This is a genomic window from Nocardia sp. PLKS1-43, assembly GCF_059510335.1.
Genome location: NZ_JCAJZQ010000001.1, coordinates 46,152 through 64,020, shown reverse-complemented (window position 1 = coordinate 64,020; position 17,869 = coordinate 46,152). Strand labels below are relative to the sequence as shown.

Sequence of the window (17,869 nt, the reverse complement as noted above, 5' to 3'; positions counted from 1 at the left end):
ACGAGTGTCAGAAGAACGACGCGGGTTGGTTGCCGGATATCCAGCGAAGTCGTTGCAGGTCGTCCCACAACCAACCCAGCGCGATCTGTGTCGCAGGCCGACTGTCGAAAATGCCGACACTTCCACCGTGCACCGAAAACTGCAGAAACGGCTCCAACTGCGGGTTCTCGGCGGCGTATCGCTCGAAAATCAAGTGGCGGCTGTCGCGGAAGTCGCTGAAGGTGCCGAACTCTTCGTTGAGCGCCAGACAGACCCTGTTATCCGCAGGCGGTCCGCTTCGGCCGATCGGCCGAAGCCAGTACAGGAAGCCTGGCTCACCGAAGGTCGCGATTTCGCCGGACCGATAGTGCATGGTGCCTTCGAATTCGAAAGGCATCATCGCGCGATGGCCAAGGGTGTCAGCGAATTTCGCAAACCCGGAGGACACCAATTCGAGGTAGGCGTCCATCGCTCCTTTCAGCACGGCCAGCGTCCGCTCATGCATACGCTGCTCGGAGTAGCCCCATGTCGCCGATGCCTCGAGGCCTGGCCAGATATCGGAAGGTTCCTGGGGTTCGATCCCGTTTTCGGTCTGCCGCAGCGGCAGCGAGGCCAGGTATTCACGGTGCACGACCCCGCCGACTGGGGCTTGGCTGACGGCAAGTTGCGCCCACGAGCCGGCGAGCAGCTTCGACAGGTCGTCTTGTGCGCGAGCCCAGACCCAGTTCGCCGCTGTCACTGCGGGCATACGCAGCATCCGTAGGTAGGTCCGACCGCCGTATGCGGCTGGGTTCTCCACGGTAGGTGGCAGCCGTTGCCCGTCGGTCAGGTTTGCCGACAACCAGTAGCTGGTGAGGATCTTGTTCTCGGGTTGGATGTCGACGGCGAGCGTGATGTCCGCCAGTGGGTCCGAGGGTTCGATTTCCTGTCCGGCGACCGATCTCAGACCTTGGTTCAACGGGCCCAGCCCAGTCAGCCATGCCGAGACCGCGTTGCGGAAGCGCGGTGCGAGGTCGCCGGTGAATTCGACCGACGAACGTGTGCGCTGCAATGGGTTGCGCAGCGCTTGGCCAACGACCCATGCCGCGGCGCCGGGATTCCATCGAGTCAAGGCGACCATGACACGATCTGCTTTGGTTGGCGATCCGGCCGCGAGCACGATTGCCAGCACGTAGCGCCACCGGTAGAAGCTCGCCATGTCGTGGACAACCTCGTTGAGGTCGACGTCGCCGTCGAGCAACGCTTGCGCTGCGAACCACTGTTCGAATACGGACAGCGAGAACCGGTAGCGTCGCACACTCACCGGTTCGAGCAGCGGCGAACCGCGCAGTTGCACCGCGGCCAGTCGCGGCAAGATGTCCCGCAGGTCAACCGGCTGCCCTGTTCGGGTGAGTTCGACGGCGAGCGTCTGATAGTCGACGGCGAGCAGTTCGTAGCGCTCGACCACGTCCTCGATGACGAGGTCGATCAGATCGGCTGGACCTGTCACGCCGTCGAGGTTGGTGAGATGCCGTGCGGCCAGTAGCGCGAACAATGGGAGCTGGATCGCTTCCAAAAGCGCAGGTGGCCAGCGATTCTCGATGGCCTGATAGTCGATGGTCACCGCTGTAACCATCGCGATCAACGCCAGCCCGTCGACAGTGGACCACCGCTGGATCGGCACGGTGGGAACGTAGTGGTCGGTGATCGGTCGGCTTGTGGCGATCACCCGCGATTGCGGCCACCTAATGAGAAATTCGGTGATCTGGCGAAACACCGTTGCCGCCGCGTCGGTTCGTTCGTCGATGCCGTCGATCACCACATCGGCACCCACCTTGTAGAGCCGTTCGTGACCGACCTCCGCCAGCACGACCGCATCGACTGTGTCGGTATCGCGGAAGTCTCGTATCGAGATCCATACTGGCAGCGGCGCGTGGGGATCGGTAATAGCGAGCTGAATCGATTCCCGCAGCCACGACTCGGCCACCTCCGACTTGCCCGAACCGAGTTCGCCCACAACGACCTTCAGCTGTCCGCAACGCAGCGCATCGAGCTCGTAGAGGAAACCTGGCTCCACTCCCAGGCTCCGTCCGACCGCGACCGGATCGAGTCCGGTAGCTGCTAGCCGCAGCCTGCGGCGACCGTCGGACGCGGCCAACGCGGCCTTGAGAAACGCTGCGCGGCCTTGCCTGCCCAAATGCGAAGCCGTAGTAACGATGTCACGGTATTGCTGGCCGACCAGGTAGGTATCGGTGGACCCGGACCAGTCACTCATCATGATGAATGCTGGCTGCTGCTCGCCGGTGGTATCGAAGCTCGCTCGGACGTGTACAACCAGCGCTGACAGGTCCGGAGGGAACGGCGCGGTATCGGTCCGAGCCAGCCACTGGGTCACGATCTCGGAGAAGCGGCCGGTCGCTCGGACTGAGTCGTTGTCGGCGCGCTGGCCCAGACCTGCTGCGTGAGCAACGAAGGACCTGACTTCGGGGCGGTGGGTATCGGATTCAGGAAGGCAGGCCACCGCCGGCGATGAGGTCATCATCGAGGCTTTCGCGTTGGTGGCGCACGCATCGACGATAAACGCCAACTGGTCGAAGCCGAGGACATGGTTGGACGACAGGTACCGCTGGATGTCTTCGAACACCACGCATCGCTGGTCGTCGCGCGTGGCATCGGCGGTGTACAGCAGTCGCCGATCCTGGTGGGCCACACCGTGTCCGCCCCAGTACAGCCACAGCAGATCACCTGAAGCCGCAGCGATCTCGTCGGTGAACACCGCGAGTAGCTTCTCGCGGTGTGCATCCCATCTGATGGTCAAACCGGCTTCGATGGCTTGTTGTTGGAGTTGCTCGCGGTGTCGCTCCGCCGCCGAGAGGTGGATGCGGATCCGTTCGGGCGCAACTCCGCGGTCGGCCAGCCAGCACGCGAAGTTCATTGCGTCTGCTGCGGGTCCGGGCAACCCCCACTCGTCGTCGCGGTAGACTTCGATGCCGATTATGACCGCGTCCGTCCGTGCAGGGTCGGCCGTGAGGCTCACAGCCACGCCGCGATCTCCTTCCAGCACATGGTGTTCTGCCAGTAGGCGCTGTGCGCGGCCGGGAACGGCTGGCCGTTGTCCACGAGCAGGTCAGTTACCGCGCTGTCTACAAACACCGGTCCCGCCTGATAGGACAGGAAATCGGCCGGATCATAGACGTTAAGCCATTTCGACACGAAATGGGCGGGCAATCGAGTAGCAGGGTCGAGCTGCGACAGAGCATTAAGCTCGTAGAGGTAGGGTACCTGCGAGCCGACGGTGATGAGGCGGTCGACTTTCGGAATATGGTGCTGGACAAGCAATTCGAAGCTGGCTATCCCGCCCAGGCTGTGCGCGAGCACGGTGACCTTGTCGACGTCGACCTGCTCGATTCGGTCGGCGATGAACCTGCGCAACCCTTCACCGCGCGCCTGATAGCGCAGGATGTCACCTGCGAAAAGGCCGACCATATCGGTGAGCTTGCCTCGCCGTCGTTGCCCGAATCCGGTCGCCACGCGCAGCGACACGGCCGCTGTGCGGGCCACAGCCCAGGATCCGATTCCACGCCCGTCGGCACCCAGGCTGGTCAGGATCGGTTCGAGCAGCCGGTCGCGATGGATTCCGTCAGGTGCGGGGACCCCGGCCTGGTCGGCCAGCCACAAGATCCAGGCGACCAGCGCCCGCGCGGTGATCTCGCGCAGCGCCTCGATCTCCGCTCCTGGGCGTTCGAGTGCCGCGCGAAGCTGCGTCGAATCGCGCCAGCGTGAGACAGCGTGCTCAAGAAACCTGGCAACGCCGATCATCTCGGCGGTCTCGACAACGGCTGGCGGCACGGTGAACTCGCGTAGTTCGCGGCGCAGTGCTTGTGTTGGGTCGGGTGCGCCGGGCGGGAGATTCAGTTGGGTGTTGCGGTGGCTCTCCGCGAACAGGCGCAGCTCGTAGCCGGGGTCGGTGTAGAGCACCGCCCACACCGCCCGCTCCGCGTCCGGGGTGGTTTGCCCGCCGTCGCTGAGGTTGTAGCCGGGCACCGACGCGCCGATGCCGCTGGTCGGGACCCCATGCGCCTCGCCCCAGAAACAGCCCTCGACGAGCGTGCCCGGCGCTACCCGATGGATCTGACCTTTCACCCGTTGAAAGGTCGCGGCGAAGCCTTCACCCCGAACGCCGGTTCCGTGGACGAACAGAACACCTCGTGAGGCTTTCGACACCCCTACACTCCTTGTTGCTCATCTGTTCGCCGACACCTGCGCTGTCGCGGTGGCGCGGCCGCACGGTAACCCAAGCGAACTGTACTCCTGTACAGCTACGGTCGGTTGCGGCTGACACGCACTCGACTGGGGGACGAGCCACGGTCGTCGTCTCCGCCCGACTTAGACAGCGATGCGGGTCGAAGCACCTGCCTCACAACCCGATACGCCCCTTCTGGTACAGCCGCGCTTGCCACATGGCGGAGTTGCTTGATCGTTTCGGTGGACGCGAGGTCTTCTCACTCGATGGCTGGACACCCGCACAGCTGCCCCGATCCTCCGACATCGCGGTTGAGGAAATCGAGGAGAGATCCCCGCAGCGCCGACATGATCCAGGTCCATCGAATCTGTTTGCCGAAGTTGTTCTAGCACTTTACTTTTCACACGACGAGTTTGCTTGTTTTCGTTGTCAGGCTCGATGACCCGATCGACTTCTTCGATGGACTGGTCCCGCTACACGAGTGGGTCGGCGGCGACGCCGACCGCACCGCCTGGTCGCTGCACGCGATCCTGGCCCTGGCCGACGCGGCACCCGCCGTCGGCTGGGACGGAAACCTGCGGTTTCTGCCGACCGTGGGCATACTGCCGACCACACCGTTTGCCGCTCCTTACTTGGTCGTCAAGCAGGACAACAACGGTGACACCTTCCTGGTCTGCGCCGAAGGGAAGGTGACGCTGTTCAGCAGTCAGGATGCTTTCGAAACCGAACCCCGCCAGATCGAAGCCGCGACCGCCCTGACCTTGGCGGAGCTGCGGGAGGACATGCAGCAAACCGCCACCACCCCAATCGCAGCCAACAACCACGACTCGTCCGACCCGCCGTTCTGAGCCGTCCCAGACCGCACCGGCCGGTCACAGCGGGGCAAGAGTTCGGCTGCGCTGCTGAACTTCTGGATGCCGGGAGCCAGTCTTGACCCCTACGGGCGCCAGCCAGGGCGGCATCATGCCTGTCGCGATCGGCTGGACGTTTCACGACACCTGTTGCGGAACAAGCACTTCCCGAATAGTCTCGTCACCAGCGAGGATCGCAGCTGCAACACCGGCGACCCCCGGAGAATATGGCGCAACATCCCCGTAGACGCGGTGCCTTATCCCGCCTCCGCGACCTCCGACACGCTATCGGGACTGAAGTCCTCATTCTACAGCGAAGAGTATGCGCTCCGGTTCCCCTCAATGCAGTGGCACATCACTCCCGGCAACTCATCGCCACTAACCGACGGTGCGTCCGCCGTACTACGTGCTCGACGAAATCCTCAGCAACGCAACCGATCTGCCGACCACTGAGCACGCCACCGATACACCGCGTCATGCTGGTCAACATCGGGCTGTTCAATCTGCTCAGGACGCAGCTCTCCCCGCGCATCCGAGACCTGGGCCGCATCCCCTTGTCCGGCACGGGCGGCGGGCCGAGGCGGAATCCCGATTCGCTCACGCCGGACCGCGGCTGACGGTGGGCTGGTTTCGTCAGGCTCACTGTGGTTATCCGGATCCCAGGACTCAGATTCTCAGCGGCACACTGGGCGGGAAGATGACCGGTAAAGCCGCCAGAGCCCGGTGGAATGGACCCGGCCGCCAGGAACGGGCACCGCCGTCCGGCAGCGCAAGCTGCAGATCTGGTAACGCATCGAGCAGTTGATCGATGGCGTCCTGGGCGATCAGATACGACAGCGACTGCGCGGGGCAGGCGTGCTGGCCGATACCCCATGCGAGGTGGGAGCGATTGCCCGTGTGATCCTCGAAACTATCGCTCGCCCTGATCGTAGGGTCGTTGTTACATGCCGCGATGCTGACGAGGATCGGTTGATGGGCAGGCAGCCACACCTCGTCCAGTAGGACGGGCTGAGGAGGGTAGGTGATGAGGAAGTTCGCTAGGGGTGGGTCGTTGAACAACACGTGATCCAGGGCATCGCGCGTGGACAGATGCCCGCTGAGAACGCCGCCGCCGAATCGGTCGTCGGTGAGAATCAGCAGCAGCGTATTGGTGATCAGGTTCTGCTGGAACTCGATCCCTGCGCCGTAGTGACTCGCTACCTGGTGAACCATCTCCTGCTCGTTCAATTGCGACGGATGCCCGAGTAGCGATGAGGTGATGTCATTGCCCGGTGTGGCCCGCTTGAGGTTCACCAGATTCAGCATCGCTTCGCTGATCATCTTGTTGCCCTTATCCGCGTCGATGCCCTCGACGAGTGCGGCCATGCCAATAGCAACCTGCTGTCCGATCTCGGCCGGGCAACCGAGCAGGGCATTGACCGCTTCGAAAGTCAGCGGAAGCGCGTACTGCTGGATCAGATCGGCGGTCCCGTCCTTGCAGAAGGAGTTGATCAGCGGGATGGCGATCTTCTCCAGCGTCGCATGCAGGGCGTACAGATCTACTTTGCCGATGCTCGCGGTAATCGCTCGGCGGTAGCGCCAGAAATCCGCTCCCGCGTTTCTGCTCGCGGTCGGCCGCCACTCCATGATCGGTCGAACGGGGCAATCGGTCGGTATGTTTTTCTGCCAGGTTCGCGGATCTGCCGGAAAGTGCTCGGGATCGTTGAGGATCCGCAGCGCCGTGTCATATCCCACCACCAGCGTCGCGGGGACGCCGGGTGACAAGTCCACCGGCACCAGGGAACCCCACTGCTTCCGCATCTGCCGATAGGCGCTGTGCGGATCCGAGGCGAACTCCGGAGAATACAAGGGCACTCGGGCCTCATCGGTGCGGACCGGGGAGCCATGCGCGATCGGATCGGACCGGCCGTCTGCCGGAGGGTGCACGGAATTTCGGTAGGTCAACCGTTGTCCTCACTGCTTGTATCGCGGAAATCCACAGGTTTGGGCGTCGAACACCGACTGCGATGGACATGGGCAGTCCAGGAGTCGATCCTGTCATCAGGCACTGCCGAACCGATAGCGCCGATCGCGCCAGTAAACGACCGAACCGTGCCAAACTCGGCGCGCGCGAGGTAGGCACGGGACTCGATCGCTGAGCTGCGGTCACCGACGTTGCCCCGGCGCTAGTCGAGTATCGTTGGGCGGCAATGGTCTTCGGAAAATCCGAGCATGTCCGTTTCACCTGATAGGTATTCGCAATTGGATCCGGTGGATAACGTTTCGTTTTCGAATTTCATACTGAACAACGCTGGAGTCACCAGGTCGACGCGGCGGCGACTGGTCCGTGCGGTCGACCTGCCGGAGTGGGCACTGGACAGCGACGACACCATGGTGCCCAGCGGTATCCAACTGCGTCTGTGGGAGCTGGTCGAGCACGAACTACGCGATCCGCACGTGGCATTGTCCATCGGACGGGCAAATACAGTGGGCCCCTTCGGGTTACACGACTATCTGTTCACCACGGCGCCGACCCTCGGCGAAGGTCTGGCGCTCTCCGAACAGTATGCGGGCCTCATCACCACCAACATCGGGTTCACCGTTTCGGGTGAGCGGGAGGATGAGGCGACCGCGGACGTCCGATTGCTGAACGGTCACGGACGCGGCAGCGAGCTGGTCACCCAGTTCTCGCTCGCGGCGATCGTGTCCAGGGCGCGAAGGGCAACCGGGCAGGAGATACGCCCGGTCCGAATCCGTTTTCGGCAGCGCGCCCCCCGCCGGCACGGGAGCTTCGTTGAAGCAATCGGCACCCGTCGTGTCGATTTCGGAGCGCCGACGGACCAGATCACCTTCCGCACAGCCGATCTAGCACTGCCTTTGCAGCAGGCCGATCCCGCACTCGCCGCGATTCTGCAGAAGTACGCCACCGCTCTGCCCCCGTTGCGTCGCCTCGACGTCACCTGGTCGGGCCGACTGCACCACGTGCTGATCGCACTGCTCGGGGAGGATGGCCGCGTGACCATCGATCACGCGGCGCGCTATATGGCAACGAGCAAGCGCAGCCTCCAGCGCCGTTTGGCAGACGAGAACACCACATGGACCCGCGAACTCGATCGTGCGCGTAATGCATTGGTAGAAAGCCATTTTCATACGCGCCCCAACGACACCGTGGCATCTCTGGCGCGGCGCGTGGGCTACTCCAACGCCGGGTCGCTGCGGCGAGCCCGGCAACGCTGGGCCGGACGGGAGTGAGCACGGCGTCGCGACGGTGATTCGGGAACAGACCCGGGACATGACATCGCTGTACGCTATTCGCGCCAATTGCGTTGCACACCATGCCAAGTCGCACGGGTTCTCCGCTGGTCGCGAGTCCGACATATTCGCACATCGCAGCCTCTGCAATTCGCCAAAACACGACACGAGCATGTCCGCTTGGTCCCGAACAAGTAGTGGCACGGCCGAATCCGAAACCGCATACTTGGCATTCGCCTAGGCGTCCGCCGGGTGACTATGCGACGAGTCCGAGCAGGGGAAGGTGACGGTGTGGGTGAAGCATCGACAGGAAGCTCAGTGAACGGAACACTGCCCGGGGTACTGAAACTCGGCGCTCACGTCCTGATGGAGAAAGTCCGCCGAGGTGAAGCCGAAATCCCGATGCAGGAGAGCGAGGTCGGCGCTCAGTGGCTTGCAGCAGTGCTGACAGCCGGGCATCCCGAGGCGAGAGTTGAATCATTCGAGATCGTCCCTGCCGGTGCCGGCACTACGAGCCGATGGCGGGCTACGGTCAAGTATAATGAAGCGGGGCGACGGGCGGGGTTGCCGGAACATCTATTCGCGAAAACGACCTTGACATTCACTCAACGTTTGACGCAATATCTGGCGCACGCGCTACCAGGAGAGCCCGGTTTCTTCCAGCACCTTCGTCCCCAGCTGGACATCGAGGCGCCACACGGATATTTCGGTGCAGCCGATGAGCGTACCGGCCGGTCGCTCACACTGCTCGAGGACATCAGCATTACCAAGAACGCGCGATTCTGCACTCCGATCGAGCCCGTCACACGGGAGCAGATGCAAGAACTACTCGCGAACATGGCTGTTTGGCACGGCCGCTATTGGGATTCTCCCGAGCTGAAAACACGCGATTGGCTGAAAACACCGAGCCAACACTTCCGAAATTTCGACCAGCTCCTGGGTATGCAGAAACGAGCGACAGTCGGGCTGCGGCGCGCGCCCGCGGTAGTACCCGACACGCTACCCCCAGTACACCATGAACTCTACGCGGCGTGTGAGCGATCCCTGATGATCGCGCAGGAAGGCCCGCAGACCCTCCTGCACGGTGACTCACATATCGGAAACGCCTATATGACCGCCGACGGCAAGATGGGATTCACCGATTGGCAATTGGTACTGCGAGGTAGCTGGGCTTTCGATGTGTCCTACACAATCACTTCCGGCCTGCGGGTGGACGATCGCCGGGCGTGGGAGCGCGAACTCATAGAATTCTACGTGGATCGCCTGCACGCGTCGGGCGGGCCGAGGCTGCCGGTCGACGACGCATGGCGAGCATACCGGCAACAAACCATCTATCCATACTTCGCATGGATGATCACGATCGGACGCAGCATGATCATGCCGAAATTCCACCCGGACGAGGTATGTCATGAGATCGTGCACAGAACATCCACGGCGATGATGGACTTGGACGCGCTCGACGCGCTCGACGGTCGATGACGTCCGCAGCCGGGTGACGTCCGGAGCATCCAGGGGCATTGCGGGTCACCGCGGCGATAGGCGCCGGTGGGGTGAGCCAGCCGACCACCAACCTCAGCATGGTCAGTCCAACCTCGTCCAGACTCCAGCGAGCGGTGGCGAAGAACCGGAACGCACGACTGTGATGCCCGCCGAGCCGAGCGGCGGTAAGGATGCCACACACCGTCCGCCGCGACGACGCAGCGATCGCCCCCACAGTCAGGGCGACGAATGTGACGAAGGTGGAGGCGGCGAAACATGGCCGGAACGCATCCAGCAACTACTGCAACGACTTCGGTGCAGACGGGATCGACACAAGCCACTGATCACCGTAGCGCTGCCACAGTCGCAATCGTCCGACATGCCGACAAAGTCACCGCGTGTCACACACGCGCCAGCCGTCTCCCCGACTACGCGAGCGATCCTGACTATCTCACTGCAGTAAGCGATAGTGCCGATTTGCGCGCATTCACCAGTCCGGCCGGGGCAGAAAAAGTAACACTTGTCATTTAGATAACGGTTGTGCATTATCAGTGGTGTGAGTGACGCACTGCGCAACGCCGACACTGTTGCCGATCTCGATCCTCGGGTGCGCCGCACCCGGACAGCGCTGCTGGCGGCGGCAGTATCGGTGGCGACCGAGCGCGCCACCACGGAGTTTTCGGTCACCGAGCTCGCCGACGCCGCCGATGTCAGCCGTCGCGTGCTCTACCAGCACTTCGGCGACCGTGATGGCTTGCTGGTCGCGGCTGCGGTGGATCTGATGACCCGTGAGTTGGCCCCGATGCTCGCCGAGTTGGCCCGCACCACGCTCGGTCCCTCCCCTGAGCAGTCCATCGCGACGGTCGCCGAGGCAGCACGCCACTTTGCCGCGCACCGGCGCTTTTACCGCGCGTTGCTGACCGGCTCATGCGCCTACGCGGTACACCGCCGAGTCGGCGAGTTGTTCGCCCCGTTCAGTCAGGCAGCTGCCCGGCAGCTGTTCGGTCTCGACGAACGCCTCACCGCAGAGATCGCCGGTTACTTCACCGCGGGCACGACGATGTCGTTCACCGAATGGATCATCGACGGCTCCGACCCGCTGGACCCGCAGCAGTTCGCCGACCGGCTCAGCCGTATCCAATCCGTCCTTGCCCGAGAACACCGCCCGCGCACACCACAGCAGCCCACCCAGAACGACTGAGCATCGCGGGGGTCGAACCCGCACATCCAAGCCACCGGCCCCGCCGTGCATGCGCGGCCGGGTGCCCGCGCGCCCTCGAAGGGTCCGGGCTTCCACCGGCTGCCCCGCCGCCAATGGCGCAGCACGTCAACATTTTTCAGGAGCTGTCCATGATGCCTCTCGCGATCACCCGCGGTCTCACGACCGCCGCTGTGGCCTTCGGCCTCACCACAGGCGGGCTCGCCACCGCCGAACCGGCACCCACCGCCGGCAGCGAATACGTCTCCCTCGGTGATTCGTTCATCTCGGTCAGCTCCTACCTGACCACCTCCCTCAACTCCGACTGCGCGCAAGCCAGCGACGACGTCGGACACCTGGTCGCCGCGCACCGGCCCCGAGTCGGGTTCACCGACCTGGCCTGCGGCGGCACCCCCGCCGACCTGGTCGAGAAGAGCGCCGCCGGGCTCTCGGCGGCCACCCGCTACGTCTCCATCTCCACCGGCGGCAACAACGACGACTTCTATATGGGGCTACTACAGAACTGCTTCAGCACCGGCATCAACTGCACACCACAGGTGCGACAGGAGGCCGAAGTCAAACTCGACCGGCTCGGAGCCAACCTCGACAACGCCTACGCGGCGGTCCGCGCCAAGGCCCCCAACGCGAAAGTTGTTGTCGTCGGCTACCTGCGACTGCTGCCCGACCACTCCGCCGGATGCATCGTCGACCTGACCATGGGCCAAGACGTCCTCGACTTCGGCAACCACATCGAACATCGCCTCAACGACGAAGTCGCCAAAGCCGCCGAACGCGCCGGATTCACCATAGTCAACAAATGGCAAGACGGCGGCCACTCCGTCTGCGCACCCGACGGACAACGCTACGTCTCGATCACCGGGATCGGCCCCGGCGACGAGGCCCTCGCCTACCACCCCACCATCGCCGGCCGTCGTTACATCGCTGGACTGGTCACCGACGCCGTCCTCCACGACTGACTAGTCTAGGACGGTCGACGATTCTGTCGTCCGGTGTTTTCTACTATCCAGGCCGCGACCTGCGCGCGGGAGGTGAATCCAAGTTTGGTGAGGATGTGCTCCACGTGGCCCTCGGCGGTGCGGGCGGAGATCACCAGTTTGGTGGCGATCTGCCTGTTGGTGAGACCTTGGGCGATGAGATCGGCGACCTGCCGCTCGCGCTTGGTCAGAGCCGCCTGCGGACCCGCGGTGAGTGTTCCGTCGGTGGGTTGCCCGCCGAGTGCGTGAGCTACGGCTTCGTCCATACCCATAGCCTGACCGCGGCGGAGGGCTGAATCGAACCCGCGTGCCCCGAGGGCAGATCGCGTCCGCCGGACACATTCGTCGTGATTTTGCGGGCTTGGGAAGGGGCTCCCGACGTTACCCACGAACGCCGATAGTTTTTGCGCGGCTCCCAGTAGTACGGCCGCGCGCTCGGCATCACCATCGGCACCGACTGTCCAGGCCAATGGCTCGAGACTCAACGCGGCTATCAGCGGGCTTCGAATTTGCAGGTTGACTCGCAAAGCATCCTCGAACAGTGTCATTGCCCGGGACACCTCACCTTGCTGCCAGACAGCAAGACCCATGCCCCACAACGCCGCCGACCGGAACAGCGATTCGCCGCACGCTTCGGTGATGGAAAGTACCTGCTGTTGACACTCGATCGCCCGTTTTGTGTCACCGGCCTGTACGTGCAGCAAACCGAGCACATTCAAAGCAGACACATAGGTGTATCTCCGCTGATCCGAACTGAATACCTCGACTGCACGTTCGAGGGACGGGGACGTGCGAACGGGTTCACCGCCAAAGAATGCCAGGACGCCGTGAGCGTAGGCGATCAGTGCCTGAGTCATCGGGGTGGGAGCCAACTCGCCGAGCACGCGTGCCTCGTCCACGAGGGCGGACGCCGCCCGCAAGTCGCCCTGCGTCGCCGCCATGACGCAGCCTACCTGGAGCGCTTTGACACGGTCGGGTATGGATTGTCGGTCAGGGTGGTGGTTGACGACGCGGTCGATCCACCGCCGACCCTCACTGTTCAGGCCCCGAAAATCCCACAACATGAATAGTGCGGCGGCGGTTTGCAGTCCGGCTTCGGTCGCCTCCTCGGTATCCTCGGCCAGGCTGTATTCGAGCGCGTCGCGCAGGTTGGGTTGCTCGCGTTCGAGCCGAGCGATCCAGTAAGGCTGGCGGTCGCTGATCCACTCGGCCTCCGCGTCCAGCGCCAGCCGCTGATACCAGTCGCGGTGGCGACGCTGCAACTGCTGGTTCTCGCCGGAAGCTCGCAGCTTCCGACGTCCGTAGTCGCGGACCGTCTCGAGCATCCGGAACCGCACACTGCCCTGAGACTCGTCGCGGATCAGGATCGACTTGTCCACCAGCGAGGACAGCACATCGAGCGGATCCTCGGGCCCCCAATCGGCGCCGCATACCTGTTCGGCGGCATCGAGTTCGAAGCCTCCGGCGAACACCGACAACCTGGCCCACAGTTGTTGCTCGAGCGGGGTACACAGCTCGTAACTCCAGTCGACACACCAGCGCAGCGTCTGCTGCCGTGTCGGCGCAGTGCGGCTGGCGCGGGTCAGTAGCGCAAATCTGTCGTCGAGCCGCTGCAGAATCTGCTCGGGTGACATCATGCGGATCCGGGCGGCCGCCAACTCGATCGCCAGCGGCAATCCATCCAGCCGGGCACAGATCCGGGCCACAGTGACCGTGTTGTCCGCGGTCAGCTCGAAACCCGGCACCACCCCGGTCGCACGGTCAGCGAACAATGTCACCGCGTCGAAGCGGGGACGTCCCCGCAACGACAGCCTGCGATCCGGATCCGGCACCGTCAACGGCGCCACCCGCAGCACCGCTTCCCCGGCGATATCCAGCGGTTCACCACTGGTCACCACGATCCGCAGGTTCGGTGCGGCTCGCAGCCAGGTCTCGACCAGTTCCGCCACCGCGGCCACCAGTTGCTCGCAGTTGTCCAACACCAGCAGCGAGTTCCGCGCAGACAAGAACTCGACCAGTACCTCCCGCAACGGCCGCGCCGAATCATCACGCAACCCCAGGTCGGCCGCGACCGCCTCGACCAGCAGCGACGGGTCGGACACCTCAGCCAGCTCGACCAGCCACACCCCATCGGCAAACTCACCTCGCACGGCGGCCGCGGCCCGCAGCGCCAGCCGCGTCTTGCCGACCCCGCCGATACCGGTCAGGGTAACCAGCCGGGTCGAGGCCAGCAGATTCTTCACCTCGGCGACTTCGGTGCGGCGGCCGACGAAACTGGTCAACTCCAGCGGCAAACCGCCACCTCGAACCATCACCGGCGCCGCCGGCGGACGCCACTCCTGGGAAGGCGGTTTCGGATCTCGCTGCGCCGCAGCCGGTTCGGCGTGCACCGCCATGTCATCGACCCCGTACCCGTGGCGGCGCTGCGCCTGCCGGATCGTCTCCCCCAGCGCCGCCGCCGACGGCCGCTGACTGGGATCGCGATTCATCGCCGTCGCTATCACCACGGACACATCCTCGGCGATGTCGTGCTCGCGCAGGTCCGGTGTCGGCTGAGTGGTGATCCGCAGAAACTGCGTCACCACGGTCTCCCCGCTGCGCCGTTCGAATGCCGCGTGCCCGGTCAGCGCGCAGAACAGAGTGGCGCCCAGCCCGTACACATCCGCCGCCGGGCTCGGGGCACCCCCCTCGAGGACCTCGGGGGCGGTGAATGCCGGTGACCCGGTCAGGGTGCCCGCGGAGGTTTGGAATCCGCCGGGGATGCGTGCGATACCGAAGTCGCTCAGGGCGGGCTCGCCATAGTCGGTGAGCAGGATGTTGCCCGGTTTCACGTCGCGATGCACGATGCCCAGGCGATGTGCGGTCTCCAGCGCCCCGGCGATCTTCACCCCGATCCACAACACCGTCTCCGTGGGCAGCGAACCCTACCGGCGGATCCGCGCGTCCAGGGAGTCCAACGGGTGATACGGCATCACCAGATACGGCCGTCCACTCGCGGTGGTCCCCGTCTCCAGTACCGTGACGATGTTCGGGTGCCCCGTCAGCCGGCCCATCGCCCGCTGCTCGCGGAAAAACCGTTCGAGATTGTCAGCGTCCAACTCGGCGGTCAGAATCTTCACGGCCACCGTACGGTCCAGCTCCGCCTGCGTGCACCGATAGACCACACCGAAACCGCCTCGCCCGATCTCCTCGGCATCGCAGAACCCGGCCGCGCTCAACTCCTCCGTGACCGGCTCCGACACGCCACGCTGTGTCCGAAACAGATCATCCTCGGCCATCAGCTGCAGACCATTCGCCAGCACATCCCCCGACAACGGGCAATATGCGTTAACTCTTCGCTAACGAACAGCCTATCCCAACGGGCGTCGACAACTGAGGTCCCTGAGAAGGCGCTGGGTCGAAGCGTTCGCGCCGATCAGGGACCGCAGTGTGGTTCGCTTGCGTGAGCAGACCGCCGGACCCGACTTCCCTTCGCGAGGATGCGCGTTTTCGCAATGTCCTCAGCAACAGCCGCGACAAGTTCCTCTTTCGACGAGAAGGCCGTTTGCGGTCTGATCCATTGATCCAAGTGGACGGTCAGCGTCAGACCGTACAAATCCCCCTCGAAGTCGAGCAGGTGCGCCTCGAGCAGCCGAATTCCCGATCGGCCGTAGAACGTCGAGCGACGGCCCACCGATATGGCGGCCACGACTGTCCGACCATCCGGCAATGCCGCTCGTCCTGCCCACACACCATCGACCACTGCTTTGCCGACCGAGCCCGAAAGTTCCTCGTCCAGTTCGAGGTTGGCTGTAGGAAATCCCATTTCGCGACCTCGCTGGTCACCCCGAACCACATCTCCGACGACCTGCAGCGCACCATGCGCGGGCGGCTCGCTGCTGGGATTCACCGCATCGGCAGCGACTGTGATCCCGAAATGCCGCAGTGTTGCAGCAAGTTGTGTAACAGGACCGACCGGGGACAGCGTCGAAACGTTCGACATCCGCAGAATCTCGGCCACGTCGGCAGCGACATCGTCATCATCGTTCCCGCGCTCGGCGCATCGGACGATGACCACACTGTTCCCACTCTCGGCGGCATGTCGGAACGCGGCGTCGAGGCGCGGATCGACTCCCGAGGCATATAACGCCGGATTGGGTCCTTGTTCGAGTGAAACCAGGGCGGCCTGCGGTCCTGGCGCCCCGAATCGAAAGACGACATAGCCGATTCCGGTGACGTCGCTATGAGCGGTGATCGTCTGGTGCGAACCGTAGGGCCCATCACGAAGCACTGGCTCCGCCACTCGCACATGCGATTCGACACTGCGCCTATACACGACGACGTCGTGGACCGAGACCCAGTTCAAAGCGTGTTCACTCGCAAAGGCCACACTTTCGATGGTCGTCGCTATCCGGGTGGAGTCGACCGGTGAGACCAGCGCCGCGAAAGCGCCTGCGGGCCTTAGTCCGGCGCACCGCGCCAAGTCGACGGCGGCCTCGCTCGGCCCCTGAATTCCGAAAACCCCCATCGCGCGCGCCCTGGTCGGTACGACGTGTCCCGGCCGACTGAAAGCGGACGGCTCGCTCGCAGGTGAGGCAAGCTCGCGCATCGTCCGGGCCCGGTCGGCTGCCGAGATTCCCGTAGTGATGCCATCGATCGCATCGACGCTGACGGTGTATTCGGTTGCCGTGCAGCCGGAATCGGCTCCCACCATGGCCACCAGCCCCAGCCGATCACATTCGTCGCCCGGCAGGGCAGCGCAGACGAGGCCGGACCCGTACCGGATCAGGAAACTCATCGTGGCGACGGTGGTCTTCTCGGCTGCCAGCAGGAGGTAACTGTCGGATTCAGGAGCCGAGCCGACCAGAACTACCGGCCGCCCCGCGCCGAGGTCTGCCAAAGCATTGTCGACTCGCATGATCGGGCTGTTCATGACTACACACTCCTTGGCCTCGACGTGATGAGCTTCGCAAAAGCAAACCCTGTTGTCAACGTCAACGTTTACATTGATAAGCTGTAGCGACGAGACCTCCCGCCACCGAATGGGCTGCGAGCTACCGAACCGCAGCGAATCCGCCGTCGACGGGCAACAGCTGGCCCGTGATGAAGTGCGATGCGTCGCTGGCAAGGAAGACCAGAACCGGCGCCAAATCCCGGTCCGCATTGCCGAAGGTGCCCCCGAGCGGGATATCTTGCCGCAGCTGCTTTTGATATGCAGCGAGTTCGTCGGGCCCGAGCGAGTTGGTGTATTTATCGAACATCGGCGTGTTCACATACGGCAGAACGGCATTGACGCGGATGCCCGAGGGCCCCCATTCTCGCGCGACGGTCCGGGTCCAGGTGTGGACCGCTCCCTTCGAGGATCCGTAGGTCGAGTTGGCGAGCTCGCCGGTGAAACCCGACATCGAACCGAAGTTGATGATTGCGCCGGTACCGGCGCTCTTCATGATCCGAAATGCCGACTGGTTCGTGTGGATCGTGCCGAGCACATTCGCTCGGTAGACGGCGTCGAAGAGCTCGTCGGTGATCTCGTCGGCCATTGCCGATCGTTGCAGCCCGGCTATATTGACCAGGACATCGATGCCCCCCAATTCCTCTGCCGCACTACGAAAAAGAGCCTCGGTTGCCTCGCCGTCGGCGATGTCGAGCCGGGAGAAGGCCGCCGTTCCAGGACCGGCACTGTTGGCCTGATCCGCGACCCGCCGCCCGCCCTCCTCGTTCAGGTCATAGGAGTGAACCCGAGCCCCCTCCGCGACGTACGCCTTGACGATCGCGGCGCCGATACCTTGCGCTCCACCCGTGACCAAGATCCGTTTGCCTTCGAGTTGCATTGTCTCCCTTTCGATTCGAATGTCCATACGGGTGCTGTCGCATCACGTCCACACTCCGGACACCTACCTGCCGAGCACACAGCCGCGAGCACAATTCACGTGAC

11 protein-coding genes and 3 pseudogenes are annotated in these 17,869 nt (G+C 63.8%); 7 read left to right on the top strand and 7 right to left on the bottom strand.

Going from position 1 to position 17,869, the window contains the following annotated elements; genetic code table 11:
- Positions 1-7 precede the first annotated feature (7 nt).
- Both AC5WS7_RS00275 and AC5WS7_RS00270 read right to left on the bottom strand, forming a co-directional pair.
- A complete protein-coding gene (locus tag AC5WS7_RS00275) occupies positions 8-3,001 on the bottom strand; it encodes a caspase family protein (protein WP_495952270.1) in 2,994 nt (997 codons plus the stop codon).
- Positions 2,992-4,182: a lipase family protein gene (locus AC5WS7_RS00270; RefSeq protein WP_495952269.1), complete on the bottom strand. Its 1,191-nt coding sequence runs from the start codon at positions 4,180-4,182 to the stop codon at positions 2,992-2,994. The genes AC5WS7_RS00275 and AC5WS7_RS00270 overlap by 10 nt, the downstream gene beginning before the upstream one ends.
- A 432-nt stretch (positions 4,183-4,614) precedes the next feature.
- Between AC5WS7_RS00270 and AC5WS7_RS00265 the strand changes: the two genes are divergently transcribed.
- The 3 genes and pseudogenes from AC5WS7_RS00265 to AC5WS7_RS00255 all read left to right on the top strand — a co-directional run.
- Complete coding sequence (locus tag AC5WS7_RS00265) at positions 4,615-5,049, top strand: hypothetical protein (protein WP_495952268.1); 435 nt, start codon at positions 4,615-4,617, stop codon at positions 5,047-5,049.
- Positions 5,050-5,331: 282 nt separating this feature from the next.
- A pseudogene (locus AC5WS7_RS00260) lies at positions 5,332-5,457 on the top strand (steroid 3-ketoacyl-CoA thiolase); the annotation flags it as partial.
- A pseudogene (locus tag AC5WS7_RS00255) lies at positions 5,444-5,671 on the top strand (Tn3 family transposase); the annotation flags it as partial. The pseudogenes AC5WS7_RS00260 and AC5WS7_RS00255, both read left to right, overlap by 14 nt.
- 47 nt (positions 5,672-5,718) lie before the next feature.
- Here the strand turns inward: AC5WS7_RS00255 and AC5WS7_RS00250 are convergent.
- Positions 5,719-6,906, bottom strand: a complete 1,188-nt coding sequence (locus AC5WS7_RS00250) for a cytochrome P450 family protein (RefSeq protein ID WP_495952267.1) — start codon at positions 6,904-6,906, stop codon at positions 5,719-5,721.
- A gap of 396 nt (positions 6,907-7,302) precedes the next feature.
- Here AC5WS7_RS00250 and AC5WS7_RS00245 point away from each other — a divergent pair, with 396 nt between their 5' ends.
- Both AC5WS7_RS00245 and AC5WS7_RS00240 read left to right on the top strand, forming a co-directional pair.
- Positions 7,303-8,283: an AraC family transcriptional regulator ligand-binding domain-containing protein gene (locus tag AC5WS7_RS00245; RefSeq protein ID WP_495953694.1), complete on the top strand. Its 981-nt coding sequence runs from the start codon at positions 7,303-7,305 to the stop codon at positions 8,281-8,283.
- Positions 8,284-8,574: 291 nt separating this feature from the next.
- Complete coding sequence (locus AC5WS7_RS00240) at positions 8,575-9,762, top strand: phosphotransferase (RefSeq protein ID WP_495952266.1); 1,188 nt, start codon at positions 8,575-8,577, stop codon at positions 9,760-9,762.
- Here the strand turns inward: AC5WS7_RS00240 and AC5WS7_RS00235 are convergent.
- Positions 9,659-10,060: a transposase gene (locus tag AC5WS7_RS00235; protein WP_495952265.1), complete on the bottom strand. Its 402-nt coding sequence runs from the start codon at positions 10,058-10,060 to the stop codon at positions 9,659-9,661. The two genes, AC5WS7_RS00240 and AC5WS7_RS00235, sit on opposite strands and share 104 nt — an antisense overlap.
- Positions 10,061-10,318: 258 nt before the next feature.
- Between AC5WS7_RS00235 and AC5WS7_RS00230 the strand changes: the two genes are divergently transcribed.
- The gene (locus tag AC5WS7_RS00230; protein WP_495952264.1) at positions 10,319-10,963 is read left to right on the top strand and encodes a TetR/AcrR family transcriptional regulator; all 645 of its coding nucleotides are present in this window, start codon (positions 10,319-10,321) and stop codon (positions 10,961-10,963) included.
- 149 nt (positions 10,964-11,112) lie between these two features.
- Positions 11,113-11,937 carry an SGNH/GDSL hydrolase family protein gene (locus tag AC5WS7_RS00225; protein WP_495952263.1) on the top strand — a complete coding sequence of 275 codons (825 nt, stop codon included), beginning with the start codon at positions 11,113-11,115 and terminating at the stop codon, positions 11,935-11,937.
- A gap of 5 nt (positions 11,938-11,942) precedes the next feature.
- Here AC5WS7_RS00225 and AC5WS7_RS00220 read toward each other — a convergent pair.
- From AC5WS7_RS00220 to AC5WS7_RS00210, 3 genes and pseudogenes are all read right to left on the bottom strand, one after another.
- Positions 11,943-15,233 (bottom strand): annotated as a pseudogene (locus tag AC5WS7_RS00220) (protein kinase domain-containing protein).
- A gap of 137 nt (positions 15,234-15,370) precedes the next feature.
- Positions 15,371-16,867: a 3,4-dihydroxy-2-butanone-4-phosphate synthase gene (locus tag AC5WS7_RS00215; RefSeq protein ID WP_495952262.1), complete on the bottom strand. Its 1,497-nt coding sequence runs from the start codon at positions 16,865-16,867 to the stop codon at positions 15,371-15,373.
- Between the two features lie 121 nt (positions 16,868-16,988).
- The gene (locus AC5WS7_RS00210) at positions 16,989-17,765 is read right to left on the bottom strand and encodes an SDR family NAD(P)-dependent oxidoreductase (protein ID WP_222972466.1); all 777 of its coding nucleotides are present in this window, start codon (positions 17,763-17,765) and stop codon (positions 16,989-16,991) included.
- Between the last annotated feature and the right edge of the window lie 104 nt (positions 17,766-17,869).